The 18,213-nt window shown below is 65.6% G+C and carries 11 protein-coding genes; 6 read left to right on the forward strand and 5 right to left on the reverse strand.

All coding sequences use genetic code 11. The features are described from left to right. Nucleotides 1–4 precede the first annotated feature (4 nt). Nucleotides 5–2,920, forward strand: coding sequence for an insulinase family protein (locus tag V3572_RS02070; protein WP_332109310.1), 2,916 nt, complete (start codon nt 5–7; stop codon nt 2,918–2,920). 27 nt (nt 2,921–2,947) lie between these two features. After that, nucleotides 2,948–5,530 (forward strand): PEP/pyruvate-binding domain-containing protein, encoded by a 2,583-nt coding sequence (locus tag V3572_RS02075; RefSeq protein ID WP_332109311.1) that lies wholly within the window; start codon nt 2,948–2,950, stop codon nt 5,528–5,530. A gap of 127 nt (nt 5,531–5,657) precedes the next feature. On the opposite strand, the gene sppA is transcribed toward V3572_RS02075, so the two are convergent. From sppA to V3572_RS02090, 3 genes are all read right to left on the reverse strand, one after another. Further along, nucleotides 5,658–6,602: a signal peptide peptidase SppA gene (gene sppA / locus V3572_RS02080; RefSeq protein ID WP_332109312.1), complete on the reverse strand. Its 945-nt coding sequence runs from the start codon at nt 6,600–6,602 to the stop codon at nt 5,658–5,660. After that, complete coding sequence (locus V3572_RS02085; protein ID WP_163302105.1) at nt 6,592–8,325, reverse strand: 30S ribosomal protein S1; 1,734 nt, start codon at nt 8,323–8,325, stop codon at nt 6,592–6,594. The genes sppA and V3572_RS02085 overlap by 11 nt, the downstream gene beginning before the upstream one ends. A gap of 97 nt (nt 8,326–8,422) precedes the next feature. Further along, nucleotides 8,423–9,874 (reverse strand): polysaccharide biosynthesis C-terminal domain-containing protein, encoded by a 1,452-nt coding sequence (locus V3572_RS02090; RefSeq protein WP_332109313.1) that lies wholly within the window; start codon nt 9,872–9,874, stop codon nt 8,423–8,425. A 109-nt stretch (nt 9,875–9,983) separates the two neighbouring features. On the opposite strand from V3572_RS02090, the gene V3572_RS02095 reads away from it, so the two are divergent. Further along, on the forward strand, nt 9,984–11,102 hold the full coding sequence (locus tag V3572_RS02095) for a glycosyltransferase (RefSeq protein ID WP_332109314.1): 1,119 nt from the start codon (nt 9,984–9,986) through the stop codon (nt 11,100–11,102). A gap of 32 nt (nt 11,103–11,134) precedes the next feature. Here the strand turns inward: V3572_RS02095 and V3572_RS02100 are convergent, their stop codons facing one another. Beyond that, the gene (locus tag V3572_RS02100) at nt 11,135–12,349 is read right to left on the reverse strand and encodes a glycosyltransferase (protein WP_332109315.1); all 1,215 of its coding nucleotides are present in this window, start codon (nt 12,347–12,349) and stop codon (nt 11,135–11,137) included. Between the two features lie 657 nt (nt 12,350–13,006). Between V3572_RS02100 and V3572_RS02105 the strand changes: the two genes are divergently transcribed. Further along, entirely contained in the window at nt 13,007–14,599 is a 1,593-nt protein-coding gene (locus V3572_RS02105) for a glucosamine inositolphosphorylceramide transferase family protein (RefSeq protein WP_332109316.1), read from the forward strand. A gap of 106 nt (nt 14,600–14,705) precedes the next feature. Here V3572_RS02105 and rimO read toward each other — a convergent pair whose 3' ends face one another. Further along, nucleotides 14,706–16,034, reverse strand: coding sequence for a 30S ribosomal protein S12 methylthiotransferase RimO (rimO, locus tag V3572_RS02110; protein WP_332109317.1), 1,329 nt, complete (start codon nt 16,032–16,034; stop codon nt 14,706–14,708). 105 nt (nt 16,035–16,139) lie between these two features. On the opposite strand from rimO, the gene V3572_RS02115 reads away from it, so the two are divergent. Both V3572_RS02115 and V3572_RS02120 read left to right on the forward strand, forming a co-directional pair. Further along, the gene (locus tag V3572_RS02115) at nt 16,140–17,600 is read left to right on the forward strand and encodes a two-component system sensor histidine kinase NtrB (RefSeq protein WP_332109318.1); all 1,461 of its coding nucleotides are present in this window, start codon (nt 16,140–16,142) and stop codon (nt 17,598–17,600) included. Then, nucleotides 17,590–18,195: an XTP/dITP diphosphatase gene (locus V3572_RS02120; RefSeq protein WP_332109319.1), complete on the forward strand. Its 606-nt coding sequence runs from the start codon at nt 17,590–17,592 to the stop codon at nt 18,193–18,195. The genes V3572_RS02115 and V3572_RS02120 overlap by 11 nt, the downstream gene beginning before the upstream one ends. The last annotated feature ends 18 nt before the right edge of the window (nt 18,196–18,213 follow it).

Raw genomic sequence — 18,213 nt, forward strand, 5'->3', positions numbered from 1 at the left:
AAGAATGTCCAAAGCGCCCGGTTTCACCCGCATCTTCACCCGGACCATCCCGGAATACGACGCCACGGCCGTCTTCTACCGGCATGACGCCACCGGCGCCGAGATCCTCTCCATATCCCGCGACGACGAAAACAAGGTGTTCGGCGTCACCCTGCGCACGCCCCCGGCGGATTCCACCGGGCTGCCCCATATCCTTGAACATTCTGTTTTGTGCGGATCGCGCAAGTATCCGGTCAAGGAACCCTTTGTGGAGCTTTTGAAGGGATCGCTGCAGACCTTCCTCAACGCCTTCACCTATCCGGACAAGACCTGCTATCCCGTGGCCAGCGCCAATCTCCAGGATTTTTACAACCTGGTGGACGTCTACCTCGACGCCGTGTTTTTCCCGCTGATTCCCGAGCATGTCTTTTTGCAGGAAGGCTGGCACTATGAGGTGGACGAGTCCGGGGTGCTGCGCCGGGGAGGTGTGGTCTTCAACGAGATGAAGGGGGCCTATTCCTCCCCGGACAGCGTTTTGGCCGAATATTCCCAGCGTCTGCTTTTCCCGGACAACACCTACGGCGTGGATTCCGGCGGCGATCCCAGGGTCATTCCCACACTGACCTACGAGGCCTTTCGGGAGTTCCACCGCCGCTATTACCATCCCGGCAACGCCCGCTTCTTTTTTTACGGCGACGACGACCCGGCCAGGCGCCTGGAACTCATCGCCCCGTACCTCGACGCCTTCGCCCCCCAGGCCTCGTATTCGGCCGTGGCCGACCAGCCGCCCTTCGCCGCGCCGCGTCTGGCCCGCATGCCCTATGCCGCAGGCCAGGGCGAGGCGGCCAAGGGATTCGTCACCGTGAACTGGCTTTTGCACGGGGCGCAGGATGCGGAAACCGCCCTGGTGCTTGAGGTCTTGGAGCACATCCTGATCGGCATGTCGTCGTCGCCCCTGCGCAAGGCCCTCATCGATTCGGGACTGGGCGAGGACTTGGCCGGCGGCGGCCTTGAGGCCGAGCTCAAACAGATGTCCTTTTCCACGGGCTTAAAGGGCATCGATCCGGAAGACGCCTCGCGGGTGGAGGAACTGGTCCTGGCCACCCTGGAGGGGCTGGTCCGGGACGGCGTCGAGGCCGAGGCCGTGGAGGCGGCCGTCAACTCCCTGGAATTCGCCCTGCGTGAGAACAACACCGGCTCCTTTCCGCGCGGGCTGTCGCTTATGCTGCGCTCCCTGACCACCTGGCTGCATGGCGGCGACCCCCTGGAACGGGTGAGTTTCGAGGCCCCCCTGGCGGCCGTCAAAGAGCGTTTGGCCCGGGGCGAGCAGGTGTTCGAGGCGGCCATCACCGCCTTTTTCCTGAACAATCCCCACCGGCTGACCCTGGTCTTGACCCCGGACCCCGGGCTTGGCCCCCGCACCGAGGCCGAAGAGGCCGAGGAACTGGCGGCGAAAGCCAGGGAACTCGGGCCCGAGGGGCTGGCCCGGGCGGCAAAGGCCCAGGCCAGCCTGTGCGAAGTGCATGACACCCCGGATTCCCCCGAGGCCCTGGCCATGATCCCCCGCCTGGGCGTGTCCGACCTGCCTGCCGAAAACAAGATCCTGCCCACAAAGACCCACGACGCCGCCGGGGCGGCCGTCCTGTTCCACGACCTGCCCACCAGCGGCATCGTCTATCTGGAGCTGGGCCTGGACATCGCGGGCGTGCCCGAGGAGCTCTTGCCCCTGACGCCCTTTTTCGGCCGGGCGCTTTTGGAGACCGGCACGGCCCGGGAAGACTTCGTGTCGTTGACCCGGCGCATCGCCCGCAAGACCGGGGGCATCGGCCGCGACATTTTTTTGACCTCGGTCAAGGACCGGCCCGCCGACCGCGAGGCCGCGTCCAGGCTTTTTGTGCGCGGCAAGGCCACCATGGACAAGATCCCGGATTTCCTGGGCATTTTCTCCGATGTGCTGGAGAGCGCCCGCCTGGACAATCGCGCCCGCCTGTCCCAGATGGCCCTTGAGGCCAAGGCCCGGGCCGAACGGCGTCTGGCCCCGTCGGGACATGCCGCGGCCTCGTCCCGGCTGCGGGCCCGGTTCGGCCGGGCCGGTTGGGCGGCCGAACGCATGCGCGGCGTCGAGAATCTCTTTTTCCTGCGCAAGCTGTGCGCGCGCATCCAGGACGACTGGGACGGGGTGGCCCGGGATCTGGCCCGGCTGCGGGACATCGTGATCACCAAAAGCGGGGCCGTGGCCAACGTGACCCTGGATGCGGAGCGCTTCGCGGCCTTTCGTCCGGCTCTGGCGCAGTTGCTCGACCGGCTGCCCGGCGGCCACACGCCCCCGGCGATCTGGGAACCCCGGGAGCTGCCCCGCCTGGAAGGGATCGTCATCCCGGCCCAGGTCAACTTCGTGGGCCTTTGCGTGGACCTGGCCAAGGCGGGGTATGTCTTTCACGGTTCGTCCATGGTGGCCTCGCGGCATCTGCGGATGGCCTATCTGTGGGACCGGGTGCGGGTGCGCGGCGGGGCCTACGGGGCCTTTTGCTCCCTGGACCGGCTGGCGGGCCCCATGACCTTCGTGTCCTACCGCGACCCGGGAACCCTGCGCACCCTGGAGGTGTTCCGCGAGGCCGGAAACTATCTGCGCACCGTGGACCTTTCGGCCGAGGAGATGGAACAGGCCATTGTCGGGGCCATCGGCGACCTGGACGCGTACATGCTGCCCGACGCCCAGGGCAACGCGGCCATGGGCCGCATCCTGGCCGGGGACGACGAGCCCGGACGGGAGCGCATGCGTCGGGAAATCCTGGCCACGACCCTTGATGATTTCCGCCATTTCGGCGAAATACTCTCGAAGGCCATGGAAGACGCCCATGTGGTGACCCTGGGGTCGCGCGAGGCCCTGGCCGCCATGCAGGCGGAGCTGCCTGCCATGGTCATGACCACGGCGCTGTAACCCAGACTTCGAAAAGAGGGCCATGACATGTTCAACCTGTTCCACCTGTTCCGAAAAAGCGGGCTTCTGGACGGCGCCGCCCCCGAGAAAGACATCTTTAAAAAGAAGTACCAGTATTTCCAAAGTCTTTTGGCGGGCAACAACATGGCCCTGGAGCTTATCACCGACATCGAGGGGATTTGCTATGGGGAAAAACCCTTCACTTTGGAATACATTCTGGACCGCACCGAGCTTCTGCTCAAGGTGGTCTATGACATTGCCGAAGACTTAAACGCCCTGTCCGATGGCCGCTATCCTGAATTGTTCGACGCCGTGGAGCGCATCGGCATCAGCCTCTTGCAGGAGCTGGTGCGCAAAAAGGAGATCGAGCCCACGGCCCCCACCATGTCCATGGAAAGCCTGAGCCTGGAAAACGCCTCGGAGACGGGCGGCAAGGCCGCCAGCCTGGGCGAGGTCAAAAACCGGGTGCATCTGACCACCCCCCGGGGGTTCGCGGTCACAGCCTATGCCTGCTACCAGTTCTTGCGCCAAAACCGCATCTTCGAGCGGGCCGGACGTTTCCTGCGGGGCTTAAACATCGACGATACGGGAAAATTGCTGGAGCTCTCCGAACAGGCCCGCAAGCTGGTGCTCGAGGCCCCGTTGCCCCCGGATGTGGAGTCGGCCCTGCGTCTGGAGGCGGACAAACTGGTGCGCGAATACGGCCCGGGCGTGCGCCTGGCCATGCGCAGTTCGGCCTTGAGCGAGGATTCGGAATCGAGCTTCGCCGGGCAGCATTCCTCGGTGCTCAACGTCCGGCCCGAGGACATCATCACCGCCTACAAGGAGGTGGTGGCCAGCGTGTTCAACCCCCGGGCGGTCTACTACCGCCGCAGCAAGGGCTACCCCTGCGACCATGTGGTCATGAGCGCCCTGTGCCTGACCATGGTGGATGCGGCGGCCAGCGGGGTCATGTATACCCGCGACCCCAACGACACCCGCAAAAACGTCATTCTCATCAATGCCGTGTGGGGGCTGGGGATCGGCGCGGTGGACGGCTCCTCGGCCACGGACTATTACGAGGTCGAGAAAAAGACCCTGCAACCCACGGCCATGCGCGTGTCCGACAAGCAGACGCGCGTCGTTCGCGGCGGCGAAAGCGGGCTGACCACCGAGGCCGTGCCCGACGACATCCGCAACGAACGCTGCCTCACCGACGCGCAAATCGCCACCCTGGCCGGGTACGGCCTGCGCCTGGAGCGGCATTACGGCCGCCCCCTGGACATCGAGTGGGCCCTGGACGGCGAGGGGCGGCTGGTCATCCTCCAGGCCCGGCCGCTCAACCTGGATCTGCTGTGCGACGACGACACCTGTCCCGACGAGCACGCCACGCCGGGCGAGGAGGTTCCCGGGTTTCCGGTGCTTTTACGCGGCGGCTGCACGGCCGCCCGGGGCAAGGCCGCCGGTCCCGCCTTCGTGGTCACCTCGGACCACACCCTGGTCAACATCCCTGAGGGGTCCATCCTCATCGCCCCCCAGACCTCGCCGCGCTACGTGTCGCTTTTGGGCCGGGTGCGGGCCATCGTCACCGACGTGGGCAGCGTCACCGGGCATATGGCCTCGGTGGCCCGGGAATTCGGCATCCCCACCCTGGTGGGCACCGGCTCCGGCACGACGACCATCCCCCATGGGGCCGAGATCACCGTGGACGCCACCAGCCGGTTGGTCTACGGCGGCCGGGTGGAGCAGATCCTCGAGCGCAAAAAGCCCGTCAATCCCATGAAGGGCAGCCCGACCTACAAGACCGCGCGCTCGGCCCTGAAAAAAATCGCCATCCTCAATCTTGTGGACCCGGAGCGGGAGGATTTCAGCCCCGACAATTGCCGCACCCTGCATGACGTGATCCGCTTTTCCCACGAGTTGTCCATGCGCGAGATGTTCCGCATCAACGAGAGTTTAAGCGTGGACAAATCCTTTGCCCTGCGGGTGCGGGTGCCCCTTCCCATGCGCATCTACGCCGTGGATCTTGGCGGCGGGTTTGCGCCCAACTGCGCCCAGGAATGCACCCTGACCGACATCGTCTCCGTGCCGTTTCGGGCCCTGCTCCAGGGCATGACCCATCCCAACGTGCGCTGGGTGGGGGCGGTGGGGGTGGACATCAAGGGGTTCATGAACATCGTGGCCGAGTCGGCCATGGCCGGGCCGGCCCAGGACGAACGCATGGGCGGTCCCAACTATGCCGCCGTGTCCAAGGAATACCTGAACTTCAATTCCAGGCTGGGCTACCACTTCGCCACCGTGGACACCTACTGCGGCTTAAACGTCAACGACAACTACATCACGTTTTCGTTCAAGGGTGGCGCGGCGGACATCGGACGCCGGTCCCGGCGGGCCATGCTGATTGCGGCCATCCTCAAACGCATCGGCCTGCGCACGCGGCTTAAGGGCGACATGGTGAAAGGCACCATCGCCAAGTACGTCAGCCCCGTGATCGAGGAGAAGCTGGACCTTATCGGCAGGCTTCTGGGGTCGGTGCGGCTTTTGGACATGGTTTTGGCCGACGACGGCCAGATCGAATGGTACGTGGAGGAGTTTTTCAAGGGCAACTACAGCTTCGAGCGGGGGAAGTGAGCCCTGGGAGATTTCGAAAAGGGTTTCCAAAGGGGCCATGCCCCTTTGGCCGCCGGAGGCATTGCCTCCCTCGACGTTTCGCCGTCGCCGCCCCGTGGCCGACGCCTCATCCCCCGTCGTCCCGCCGCTACCGCCCCGTGGCCAGCACCTCGGGCATGCCGCCGGACTCCCCTGACGGGGTGAAAAGCCGGGCCAGGGCGGCCGCGTCCCCGGCGTCCAGCGCGGACCTTGCGCCCAGGAGCCATTCCAGCGCCCCGCGTTTGCGTTTGGGGCCGGTCACCGTGGGCGTTTTCTGTCCCGACAGGCCGACCTCGGCCTTGAGGTAGTCCTCGGCCTCCTCCAGCCCCCCGAGCTCATCCACCAGCCCCAGGGCCAGGGCCCGCTGCCCGGTCATGGCCCGGCCGTCGGCGATGACCGCCACGGATTCCGGGGACAGTTTGCGGGCGGTGGCCACGGCGTGCTGGAACTGGGCGTTTAGGTCCGTGACGATGCCTTCCAGATAGGCCCGGTCGGCCTCCTTGAGCTCTTTGAAGGGCGACCCGGCGGTTTTCAGGTCGCCGCTGGCCAGGGATTCGAAGGACACCCCGATTTTCTCCAACAGCTCGCGGACGTTGGGATACTGGGCCATGACCCCGATGCTGCCTGTCAGCGTGCCCGGGTTGGCGAAGATGCGCTGAGCCGGGCAGGCTGCGTAGTAGCCGCCGCTGGCGGCCACTGTGGACATGGAGGCCACCACGGGTTTGACGGCGGCCAGGCGGGCCACGGCCTGGTAGATTTCCTGGGACGGCCCGAAGGCCCCGCCGGGCGAATTGATGCGCAGGATGACCCCCTTGATCGTGGGGTCTTCGCGCAGTTCCTTGATGAAGCGCACGGCGGGCTCGGCGTCGCCCAAAAAGCCCTCCAGGCGCACCAGGCCGAGGCGGGCCTTGGCCGCGAACAGGCCGCCGCCTTCGTCATCGGAAAAAAAAGACGTGACGGCCCTGGCCCCCAGAAGGAGGGCCACGGCCGCCACGATCAAAAGCACAACAAAAAGCGCAGGACGCCGACTGGGAAAGGACCGGTTACTGGGCATCCTCTTCCAGCTTCTGGCGCAACAGTTCGCCCAGATTGCTGCCGGTGTCGTTGGGCCCGGCAGTGCGGAACTCCTTGGCCTTGCGCTTGTCTTCCTCTTCCTTGGTGGCCTTGATGGACAGTCCAAGGCGGCGCTCGTCGGCGCTGACGTGGATGACCTTGGCCTCGATCTCGTCCCCTTCCTTATATACCTCGGCCGGGGTCTTGACCTTCTTGCGGCTGATCTCGGAGACGTGCACCAGACCTTCGATGCCCTCCTCAACCTCGACGAACAGCCCGAAGTCGGTGATGTTGGTCACCGTTCCATGCACCACGGTGCCCACCGGATAGTTGTCCGGCACCTTGGTCCAGGGGTCTTCGGAAAGCTGCTTGACGCCCAGGGTGAACTTCTCGTTCTCCTTGTCCACGGTGAGCACCTTGGCCCGCACCGTGTCGCCGCCCTTGAAGAGCTCGCCGGGGTGGCGGATCTTCTTGGTCCAGGAGATGTCCGAGACGTGGATCAGGCCGTCGATGCCGTCCTCGATGCCGATGAAGATGCCGAACTCGGTGATGTTTTTCACCGTGCCCTCAAGCACCGTGCCCTCGGGGTACTTCTCGGCCACCACATCCCAGGGGTTGGGGCGGACCTGCTTCATGCCAAGGGAAATGCGCTTTTTGTCGGAATCGACGCCAAGCACCACCACCTCGACCTCGTCGCCCACATGCACCATCTGGGACGGATGCCGCAGCTTGCGGGTCCAGGACATCTCGGAGATGTGGACCAGACCCTCGACGCCGGGCTCAAGCTCCACGAAGGCCCCGTAGTCCACCAGATTGGTGACCTTGCCGGAAAGGCGCGTGCCCTCGGGATACTTGTCGCCGATGTTCTGCCAGGGATCGTCCACCAGCTGCTTCATGCCCAGGGAGACCTTCTGCTTTTCCTGGTCGAAGGACAGAACCTTGAGTTCCAGCTCGTCGCCCAGATGCACCAGTTCCTTGGGATGCTTGATGCGCTTCCAGGACATGTCCGTGATGTGCATGAGTCCGTCCAGGCCCCCAAGGTCCACGAACACGCCGTATTCCGTGATGTTTTTGACCTTGCCGGTGACCGTCTGGCCCTCGGCCAGGGTTTTGAGCAGGTCGCGACGCATGGAATCCCGGCGTTCTTCGAGAAGAACCCGACGGGACACGATGACGTTGCTGCGGCGGCGGTTGATCTTGAGAACCCGGAACTCGAAGTCCTGGTTGACCAGGGCGTCCATGTCCGGAACCGGGCGCAGATCCACATGGGAGCCGGGCAAAAAGGCCTCGACGCCGCCCAGGTCCACGGTGTAGCCGCCCTTGATGCGGCGTACGATGCGGCCGGTGATGACGTCGTCTTTTTCCTGGAGCTCCTCAAGCTTATCAAAAAGCTGCATCCGCTTGGCCCGGTCGCGGGACAGCGAGATGGTGCCTTCGGATTCGTTTTTGTGCACCACGTAGACGTCGATCTGGTCTCCGACCTTGATGTCCACGTTGCCCTCGGGGTCGGTGAACTCGGAGACGGGAATCTGGCCTTCGGACTTGAAGTTGACGTCCACCAGGACGTGCTCCTTGCCCACCCGCACGACAACGCCGGGTACGATGGTGCCGTCGTCGATGTCCCCAAAGTCTTCATTTAAGTAATTTTCAAGGGCGGCCTCGAAATTTACCTCCATCTCCGGGGTGTTGCTGTGTTCATTTGTCATTTCCGCTGTTTTTTCCATGGGTTAACCTCCAACGCGATCTCTCCTTGAAAGGATTTAGCTTCCTACCAGAAAGGCCGGGTGCTGACAACCTGTATTTCTCGGTTTTAAGGGGACGTCAACCCGCTGCAGGCGTCCGGACCCGCCTGCGCCATAGCTGCACCAGCAATGTCAGCATGGGCGCGATGGCTGCCGCTTCGGCCAGTTCCCGGAAGACGAACGGGCCAAGTCCCAGGTACAGGACCATGCCCAATCCGGCGGCCAAAAGGATGGGGGACAGGGTGCGCAGGGTGAAAAGGCCCACGGTTTTCTGACAGTAGCCGGTGGTGGCCACGGCCACGGCCGTCTTGGTCAGGACGATGGCCAGGGCCGCCCCGGCCAGGGGGTGGGGCGGGATGAGCGTGGCGCACAGCACCAGATTGAGGGCCAGCCCGGCCAAGTAGATGAAGAGCAGGAGCCGGTGGCGGCCCTGGCTGAGCATCAGGTAGGCGGCCAGGTTGTGTAAAAAGGCCACCAGCACCGTGGGGGCCAGGTATTTTTGCAGCCAGATGGCTTCGGCATAGTCCGGGCCGTAGATCAGGCCGATGAAGCGATCCGATTCCACGGTCAGCAGAAAGACGATGGGCAGGGCCAGGGCCAGAAGCCATTGGGCCGAGAGCCGGGCCAGGCGGTGAAATTCCTCGCGCCCGGTCTTCCACAGCTTTGAGAACAAAGGGAACAGCACGTTGCTCAAAAGCAGCGAACACACCAGCACCGACACCCCGTCCACCAGTTCCCAGGTGACGGAATACCGGGCCACGGCCTCCTGGCCCCCGACGCGTTGCAGGAAGAACAGGTTGGATTTGTTATAGGTGATGGCCGCCAGGGCCATGATCAGAAACGGCGCGCCGTTTCGGGTCGTGCCCCAGATGCGCAGCATGGCCTTGCGCCCCAGGTCGAAACGGTTCCACTGTTCGCCCCGCAGGGTGACCAGGACGCCGCCCGCCAGGTTGGCCGTGTTCTCCACCACCTTGAAAAGCCCCATCCACAGCGGTCCCGCCCCGGCCAAAAGGGTGGCGAAGGCCCAGCCGTAGCCCAAAACGGCGGCGACGGCCCGGATCAGGGCCTCCTGGTCCTGGCGGCCGCGCACCCGGCAGGCCACGAAAAACGTCCCGGACAGCGGTTCCAGGCCCACCCCCAGGGAGATGACCGCCACCAGCCCCACCAGTTGCGCGTCGTATCCCTGCTGCCAGGCCATGCCCACCACCCCGGCCATCCCGGCCACGAACAGGACCGCCTTGATGACCGTGTACTGGGCCAGAATCTCCCCGGTTCGGGCGAAGCGGCGGCTCAGGGAGGCCACCAGGGGCTGGTTGAGGCCGAATTCCCCCAGAAACAGGATGAACTGGCCAAGCCCGAAGGCCAGCATGAATCCGCCGTAGGTGTTCGAGCTTTCCCGGGCCAGGAGGATCAGAAAGAGGGTGTGCAGCGAGTCGCGCATCCACTGCGCCCCGGCCAGCTTGAGAAATTTGCCCAGGATGCCGTGCTGCGAGGCGGCGGGCGCGTCCGGGGCGGTCTCTTCTGTGGTCATGAAGCTCCATGCGTCCCCGTCCGGGGCTCGAACTTTCCTTTTGCCCTGGTTCGGGCTAGGGACTCACCCTGTCGGTTTCCCCAAAACCCTTACCGTTCAGCGTGGCCCCGTGGTCAATCCCACCTTTGCCCGAAAAGAACAAGCCGAACCCCTGCGCGTGGCCTTTTTGCTGCAGGATCTGTGCTTCGGCGGCACCCAGCGCCATGCCCTGGAGTTGGCGGCGCGCCTTTCCCCGCAACGTTTCCGGGCGGAGGTGTGGACCCTGATGGCCGGGGAGGATTTCCTGCCCCAGGCCGAGCGGTACGGCCTGACCGTGCGCCGCCTGTGCGACGCCGGGGCCGTGGGGCCGCGCTCCCTGGCCGCCCTGTGGCGGGCGCTGCGCACTCACCGGCCGGACATGCTGGTTCCCCTGACCGTGGTCCCCAACATCTGGGGCCGGGTGCTGGGGCGGCTGGCCGGAGTCCCGGCCGTGGTGGGCAACTGCCGGGGCGCGGCGGACCCGCCCAAGCAGCATGAATGGTTGCTGTGGCCCCTGGCCGACCATGTCCTGTGCAACGCCGGGGCCGTCAAAACCCTTCTGAACCGGACCTATCGCGTGCCCGCAGGCCGGATCGCCGTGATCCGAAACGGGGTCGACACCGAGGCCTTCACGCCCGCCGCCGCCCCTCCGGACGGCCCGCCGGTCATCCTGTGTCTGGCCAGGATGGACCCGGTCAAAGACCACGCCACCCTGCTTGCGGCCTTCGATCTGCTGGCCCCGGAGCGCCCCGAGGCCCAATTGTGGCTGGTGGGGGACGGTCCCGTCCGGGAGGAGGTTGTCCGTCGCATCCAGGCCAGCCCCTTCCGGGAGCGCATCCGGCTTTTCCCGGGCGATGCGGACGTGCGCCGCTATTATGCCCGGGCCACGATCTTTGCGCTTTCCTCGCGGCACGAAGGGCTGCCCAACGTGGTTCTGGAGGCCATGGCCTCGGGTCTTGCCGTGGCGGCCACGGACGTGGGTGGGGTTCCCGAGGTGGTGCGCGACGGGATCACGGGCAGGCTTGTCCCCCCGGGCAGGCCAGAGGCCCTGGCCCGGGCCATGGGGGAGCTTTTAGGAGATCCGCTGCTGCGGCGGCGCATGGGTCAGGCGGCCAGGGATGTGGCCGTTGCGGAATTTTCCCTGGAGGCCATGTCCCGCCGCCACGAAGAGGCGTTTGCCGCGGTCTGGGAGAAAAAACGCCGACCCTGACCGTGGTCGGGCGCCGAGGGGGGGGAGCCGCGTCAGGCCGAATGGGCGCAGATGAGTTCGATCATCCGGCGGGCGTTTTTTTCCGAGTCGTAATAGTCCAAGATGAGCTGCCGTCCCCGCTCGGCCATGGCCAGGGCCTTGTCCCGGTGGGTCAGCACGTCCAGAATGGCCCGTTTCATGGCCTCCACGTCCAACTGGGGAATAAGTCGGCCGGTCTCGCCGTCGCGCACCACTTCCCGGATGCCCCCCACGTCCGTGGCCACCACCGGCACCCGGTGCATCAGCGCCTCCATGATGACCGTGGGCAGGCCGTCGCGATCCCCGCTTTGCACCACCTTGCTCGGGGTCACGAACACGTCCGCCTCGCGCAGAACCCGGGGCACCTGATCGTGGGGCACAAAACCCGGGAAACGCACCCGGTCCGTCAGCCCCAGCCGCCGGGCCAGGGCCTTGAGCGGCAGGCACTGGGGGCCGGCCCCGGCCAGGGTGAGGGTAAAATCCAGCCCATCGTCCGCCAGGGACTTGCAGGCCCGCAAAAGCACGTCGAGCCCCTTGGTGCGCACGAAGCGGCACAGGGCCATGATGTGGTAGGGCGGCTGCATGGGGGCCGGGGCGTCCTGGCAGTTTTCCCAGGACAGGCAGTTGCGCACGAGCACGATTTTGTCGTCGTGTCCGTCCGCAAAGCCGCGCAGGTAGTCGAGGTTGAAGGCGGCATCGACCCGGGTGAAGGCGGCCCGGGCGATTTTTTCTTTGAGGGCCCCGTCGGCGGGATAGATGTCCCCGGCCCGGCCGGTGAAGCTGAAGGGGATGCCGGTTAGGGCCGAAGCCACCCAGGCGGCCGTGGCCGGGCCATTGGCCCAGCAGGCGTGGATGTGGCGCACCCCGGTCTCCTCGAAACGCCGGGCCAGATGGCAGCCGCAATAGCAGGCCCAGTAGTTCTCCCCGGTCTGCTCCAGGCAGCGCCAGCGCCGGAAAAGCAGAGAGGCCATAAGCGGCTTGAAAACCTCCGGACGACGCTTCAACCAATAGACAAAGGCCGAGGCCCCGGGCAGGATGTGTCGGCATCCCATCCGTTCCACCGGGATGTCGTCGCGCAGCATGTCGTCACTTAAGTGGTTGTCCAGGCGGCCGTACATGGCATAGACCGTGAGCGGCATGCCCATGCGCCGCATGACCTGGGCCTCGCGATAGATGAACGTCTCAGAGGGCTTGGGAAACCAGAGGGTGACATATGCCGTTTCCGGCATGGAGAGCGATTGCGGGGGGGGGCACGTCCCATACGTCATATCAGGATCCTATCGCAAGACGTTGTGTTTTATGGAAATATGAACCGCAACTGGTGCACGCAACGCTTTCGGCGCAATAGGCAGGCGCAGTCAGCATTTCTGACCTGGTACAGTGCATATGGCCGGATGTTGATCATGTTCCATGAAGCGAATGGGCCGGTGGAAAGTCTGTTCAAAAGGTATTCGGCATGATCGGTTTTGATTGTGGACTTGGAGATTTGGCAGTAAAAACGAATCGAACGTAAAGCGTTTTTCCCGGGGCATGCGCTGGTTTGTGTTTGTTTTCATGAGCTGTGATGGCTGTCTGGGCACCGAAAACGAAAGTCAAAGAATAACTTTACCCTGTTTGAACCGTCGTCGTGAAGCGATATACGGTACAGTCTTTATGTCACAATAAAATGGCGAAAGAAATTTGTGATCCGATACCTATCCGTTTCATCTCAAAGTGCGCGGTGTCATCAAATGGCGTGGCAAACCAAGCCCAGCCAACACAGCCCTGGAGAAATTTAAAAACCATTTTCATATGTTACACGCGTCCTAGCACATCAGATAGGTGATGGCAATATCCCTCGCCACAAACCATGGCTACGCGACTTGCGCAGCCGGAAGTCACACGTTATGAACATCATCCCCCTGCGCGTCGCGATTCTTTTGCCGGGAGACCGGGTCACGCGTTTTCAGGCCGATATTGCGCACTTCCTGCGCGACCTGTCCGTCGCGCCCATGGTTTTTTCCCTGCCGTGGCCGGGCCGCGAACCGGGCCTGCTCTTTTCCCTCTATCAGCGCCTGGACCGACTGTTGACCCCGGTTGCCGTGGACCCCTTCGCCCCGGCGGTCCTGCCGGAAGGCCTTCGGGCCCTGGAATTGTCCTGTCGACCGGGATGGCCGGATGAACTGGCCTGCGCCGCCAGAAAGGACCGCCTGGATCTCCTGATCGTCCCGGGCAACCTGGAAATCCCTCCCGGGCTTCCGGCCGCGTTCCGGCACGGGCTGCTGGTTCTCGATTTCCTGGACTTCGCCTCCCAGGCCCCGGTCCAGGCCTTCGCGGCGCTGGCCGATCCGGCCCCTTGCTGGGAGCCCAGGCTCGTCTGGCACACGGCCCAGCAGCCGCCCCGGCTTCTCTACCGCAGTGCGGCGGCGGTCTTCCCCCTGTCGCTTGGCCGCACCGCCGCCCCGGCCTGCGTCACGGCCGCCCGGTTCGTCCCCCGCATGGTGCGCGAGCTCCAAGACGGCGGTCCCGGGGCCTGGGCGGCCCGGGCCACGCCCCTGGAGGTCGCCCCTCCCGTCGCCGTTCCCGGGGACGCGGCCATGCTGCGCTTTCTGCCCCGCCTGGCGCGCCGTGCTGCGGCCACGGCCTGGCGGGACATCTTTTTCCGGCCCCAGTGGTTTCTGGCCCTGCGCCGGGGCGGAGGCGATCCCTTCGACCTGGGCGGCTTCACCCCGGCCTTTCCCCCGGACGCCTCCGGCTGGGCCGACCCCTTTCCCTTCGTCCGTGACGGGGTCACGCATCTTTTTTTCGAGCACATCGACAAGGACACGGGCCATGGCAGCATCGCGGTCATGACCCAGGCCCCGGACGGGACGTTCGGGCCGCCGCACACGGTCCTGCACACCCCGCACCACCTGTCCTATCCCTTTGTCTTCGAATGGGGCGGGGAGGTCTACATGGTTCCGGAAAGCGCCCAGGCCGCCCGGGCGGAGCTGTTTCGGGCCGTGCGCTTTCCCCTGGAATGGGAGCCTGCGGCCACGCTTTTGTCCGGGGTGCGGGCGGTGGATTCCACCCTGTTCGAGCACGAGGGACGTTGGTGGCTCATGGCCAATCTGCGCCTGGAGGGGGGGTCATCCTGGGACGAACTGTCGGTTTTTTACGCGGATTCGCCCCTGGGGCCGTTTGTTCCCCACCCGGGCAATCCCGTGGTCTCCGACGTGCGCCGCGCCCGCCCGGCCGGGCGGGTCTTTCGCCATGGCGGCCGTCTCTACCGCCCGGCCCAGGACTGTTCCGGACATTACGGCCGGGCCCTGGCCATCCTTGAAATAGAGACCCTGAACCCCTACGCCTACCGGGAAACCGAGGTCGCCCGTCACGAGGCCGCCGTCCTGGGGCAGGGGGACAGCCTGCATACCTATAATAGCGTCCCGGGGCTTGAGGCCGTGGACGGGCATCGCTACATCCCGCGCCTGACCTTTTCACGCCAGCGGCCGGGCGGGTAGCCGGTCTTGCAGGATCGGGCAGGACGCCCTCCGGGCGGGCCCGCGCCAGTTCTGGGGCCAGCACCGGGGCCAGCGCCGGGGCCGGGGCCGGGGATGCGCCGTCCGGTCAGCCGTCGGCCAGGGCCACCAGATCGTAGTCCTTGCTTTCCACGATCTCGGCCATGACCAGTTTCCCCGGGGCCACGCCCGGGCCGCTGACGTAGGTCACGCCGTCCGCCTCCGGGGCCTGGAACCATGTGCGGCCCACGAAAAGCCCGGGCCATTCCGGGTGCGGCGCATCCACCAGGACCGGCAGGGTTTGCCCTACATATCCGGCCAGGATGTCGGCGCTGATTTCGGCCTGAAGCTCCATGAGCGCGTCGCGCCGACGCCGGGCCTCGGCCCCGGAGACCTTTCCCGGCAGGGTCACGGCCCGGGTGCCCTCCTCGGGCGAAAAGGGAAACACCCCCACATGGTGCAGCCGCTCCCGGGCCACGAAGTCAAGCACGGCCTGGAACCGCCGGGGCGTCTCGCCCGGAAAGCCGGTGATGAACGTGGTGCGGATGGCCGCCTCGGGAAACCGCTGCCGCACCCGGGCCACAATGGCCTCGGGCGCATCCGAGCGGGGACGGCCCATGGCCCGCAGCACGTCCGGGTGGGCGTGCTGGAAGGGGATGTCGAAATAGGGCAGAAGCGGCGGCCCGGCCGCCGCCAGAAAATCCAGAAACCCGGCGTCGAGTCCCGACGGATAGAGATACATGAGCCGCAGCCGGGAAAGCCCCGGCAGGGGCAAAAGGCCCTCCATGAGTTCCCGCAGGCCCTTTCCTTTGCCCATGTCCCGGCCGTAGGCCGTCAGATCCTGGGCCACCAGGATCAGCTCCGACGCCCCCCCGGCCACAAGCCCCGCCGCCTCGGCCACGATGTCCGCAACCGGACGGCTGACCAGCCGCCCCCGGATGGAGGGGATGGTGCAATAGGCGCAGGCGTGGTTGCAGCCCTCGGCGATCTTCACGTAGGCGAACCCCGGCGGCGTGCTGACAAGCCGGGTTCCCGGGAACGGTCGCCGCAGGTCCGACAACCCCGGGCCGTCCGGCGACACCGCCCGGATCAGGCGTCCGGGCAGCTCCGCCAGCTCCGACGGCAGCCCCCACACGTCCACCTCGGGCAGCCCGGCCCGCAACTCCTCGCCGTACCGCCCTGGCAGGCATCCGGTCACGGCCAGTTTCGGCCGGGGGGAAAGCCCCCGGATGGCCTCGGCCGTGTCCAGGATCACCCGCACCGACTCCTCCACGGCGGGCTTGATGAACGAACAGGTGTTGATGACCACCAGGTCGGCCTGGGCCGGATCGGCCACGATCCGGACCCCGCCGGGCATGGACCCCAGCACGGCCTCGGCGTCCACCCGGTTTTTGGGGCAGCCAAGGCTTATGGAATAGACTTTTATCGATCGGTTCATGGTTTCCCCAAGTTCCTTGCATGGCGCGTCATCCCCGGCTATCATGCCCCAAACCAAAAGACAAAACCGGCCGCGGCCTTGCCGCGCGGCCACGGAGCGCCGGATATGTCAGGGGATGATGCGGCAAGATGGCCTTATCGGATCGCGTTGTACGGCCTTGGGCCGGACATCGAGTCGTTTTGCTCCTTTTTATGCGGCCCGGGCATGGATGAGATTTTCTCCGAGGTCCATTTCGCCGGAGCGGCCCCGGGCGGCCCGGGGCAGATAAGCGTCGGCCCGGACATCCCCGTCTACGCCTCCTTGGCGGCGCTTTTGGCCGCCGCCCCCGACGTCAACGGCATCATCGACCTGACCGGCCAGGGCCTGCCCCCGGACACCCCGGTTCCGGCCGGGGCCACGGTCATGGACCGCCGCACGGCCATGCTGCTCAAAACCACCGTGACCACGGCCTCCCTGTGCGAATCCTGCCGCCTGGACCTGACCCGGGCCCGCATCTACCTGGATGCGGTCTTCGATCATCTGGACGCCGAAGTGGTCCTGGCCGACCCCGACGGCAAGGTCGAGGACATCAACCGCGCCGCCAGGCGACGCACGGGCAAGGCCAAGGAAGATCTTCTGGGACTCTCCTGCGATGCTGTGCTCGACGATCTGCAAAATCTCCGTCCAACCGATTCCGACGATGTGTCCCCCTGGTCGGCGCTTGTTTCCGGCAAGGGGGGCAGCGCCGAATATTCCCGCATGGACGCCGAGGACCGCCTGCGCTACTTTCGGGTCGTGGCCCACGCCGTGGGCGGCGAGGGGCGTCCGGCCCATATGGTGATCATCCGCCGCGACGTGACCCACGACGTGTTCATGGAACGTCGGCTGCAAAAAACCGAACGCCTGGCCGCCATCGGCGAATTGTCCATGTTCATCTCCCACGAAATCCGCAATCCGCTGTTCGCCATCGCCGGATTCGCCAATTCGCTGCTTCGTTCCTCGGGCATCGACGCCGCCGCCCGGGAGAAGGTCTCCATCATCCTTCAGGAGTCCAACCGCCTGGATACCATCTTAAAAAGCATCGTCAATTTTTCCCGGCCCACCCAGGCCACCCCCGGCGAGGTGGACATAAACCTCATGGTCCGCCAGACCCTCGACATCATGCGCATGGGCATGGACAAACAAGGGGTCGAAATCACCATCACCACCTCCGACTCCCTGCCCAAGGCCCGGGGAGACACGGAACTGCTCAAGCAATGCCTGCTCAACCTCATTAAAAATTCCATGGAGGCCATGCCCCAGGGCGGCCGGTTGACCGTGACCACCGGCATGCGCCGGGGCAGCGTCTACCTGGCCGTGGCCGATACCGGGCACGGCATCGCCAAGGAGCATCTGGCCCAGGTCTTCAACCCCTTTTTCAGCACCCGCGACAAGGGCGCCGGGCTTGGGCTGGCCATGACCAAAAAAATCCTCGACGACCTGGGCGGCTCCGTGGAAATCAAGAGCCAGGTGGGGCAGGGCACCACCGTCACCCTGCTTTTGCCCCCGTTTTTCGCCCTGGAAAAGGACATGCCGCATGCCGAGTGAGAAGATCATCGTCCTGGCCACCACAAACAAGGGAAAAATCGCCGAACTGCGCGCCCTGCTCGCCGCCTCCGACATCACCGTCAAGGGACTCGCGGATTTTCCAAGCATTGGCGACATCCCGGAAACCGGAACCACCTTCGCCGAAAACGCCCGCCTCAAGGCCGCCGCCGTGGCCGCCGCCACCGGGCTGCCCGCCGTGGCCGACGATTCGGGACTGTGCGTGGACGCCCTGGGCGGCGCCCCCGGCGTCTATTCCGCCCGCTACGGCGGCGTTAACGCCACCGACGCCGTAAATAACGCCAAACTCCTGGACGCCCTGCGCGACGTGCCCCCGGAAAAACGCGCCGCCCGGTTCGTCTGCGCCATGGCCGCCACCACCCCCGACGGCCGTTGGGCCGAGACCCAGGCTGCCTGGGAAGGCGTCATCGCCCGTTCCCCCCAGGGAGACGGCGGTTTCGGGTACGACCCCCTGTTCCTCGATCCCTCCCTCGGCCGCGCCGCCGCCCAACTGACGCCGGAAGAAAAAAACGCCCGCAGCCATCGCGGCAAGGCCCTGGCCCGATTGATCCCCTTGCTGGACGAGTTGCTGCAATAGCCGAGGCTGCCGCCCCGT

It is taken from the genome of Desulfolutivibrio sp. (assembly GCF_036584575.1).
Taxonomy (GTDB): domain Bacteria; phylum Desulfobacterota; class Desulfovibrionia; order Desulfovibrionales; family Desulfovibrionaceae; genus Desulfolutivibrio.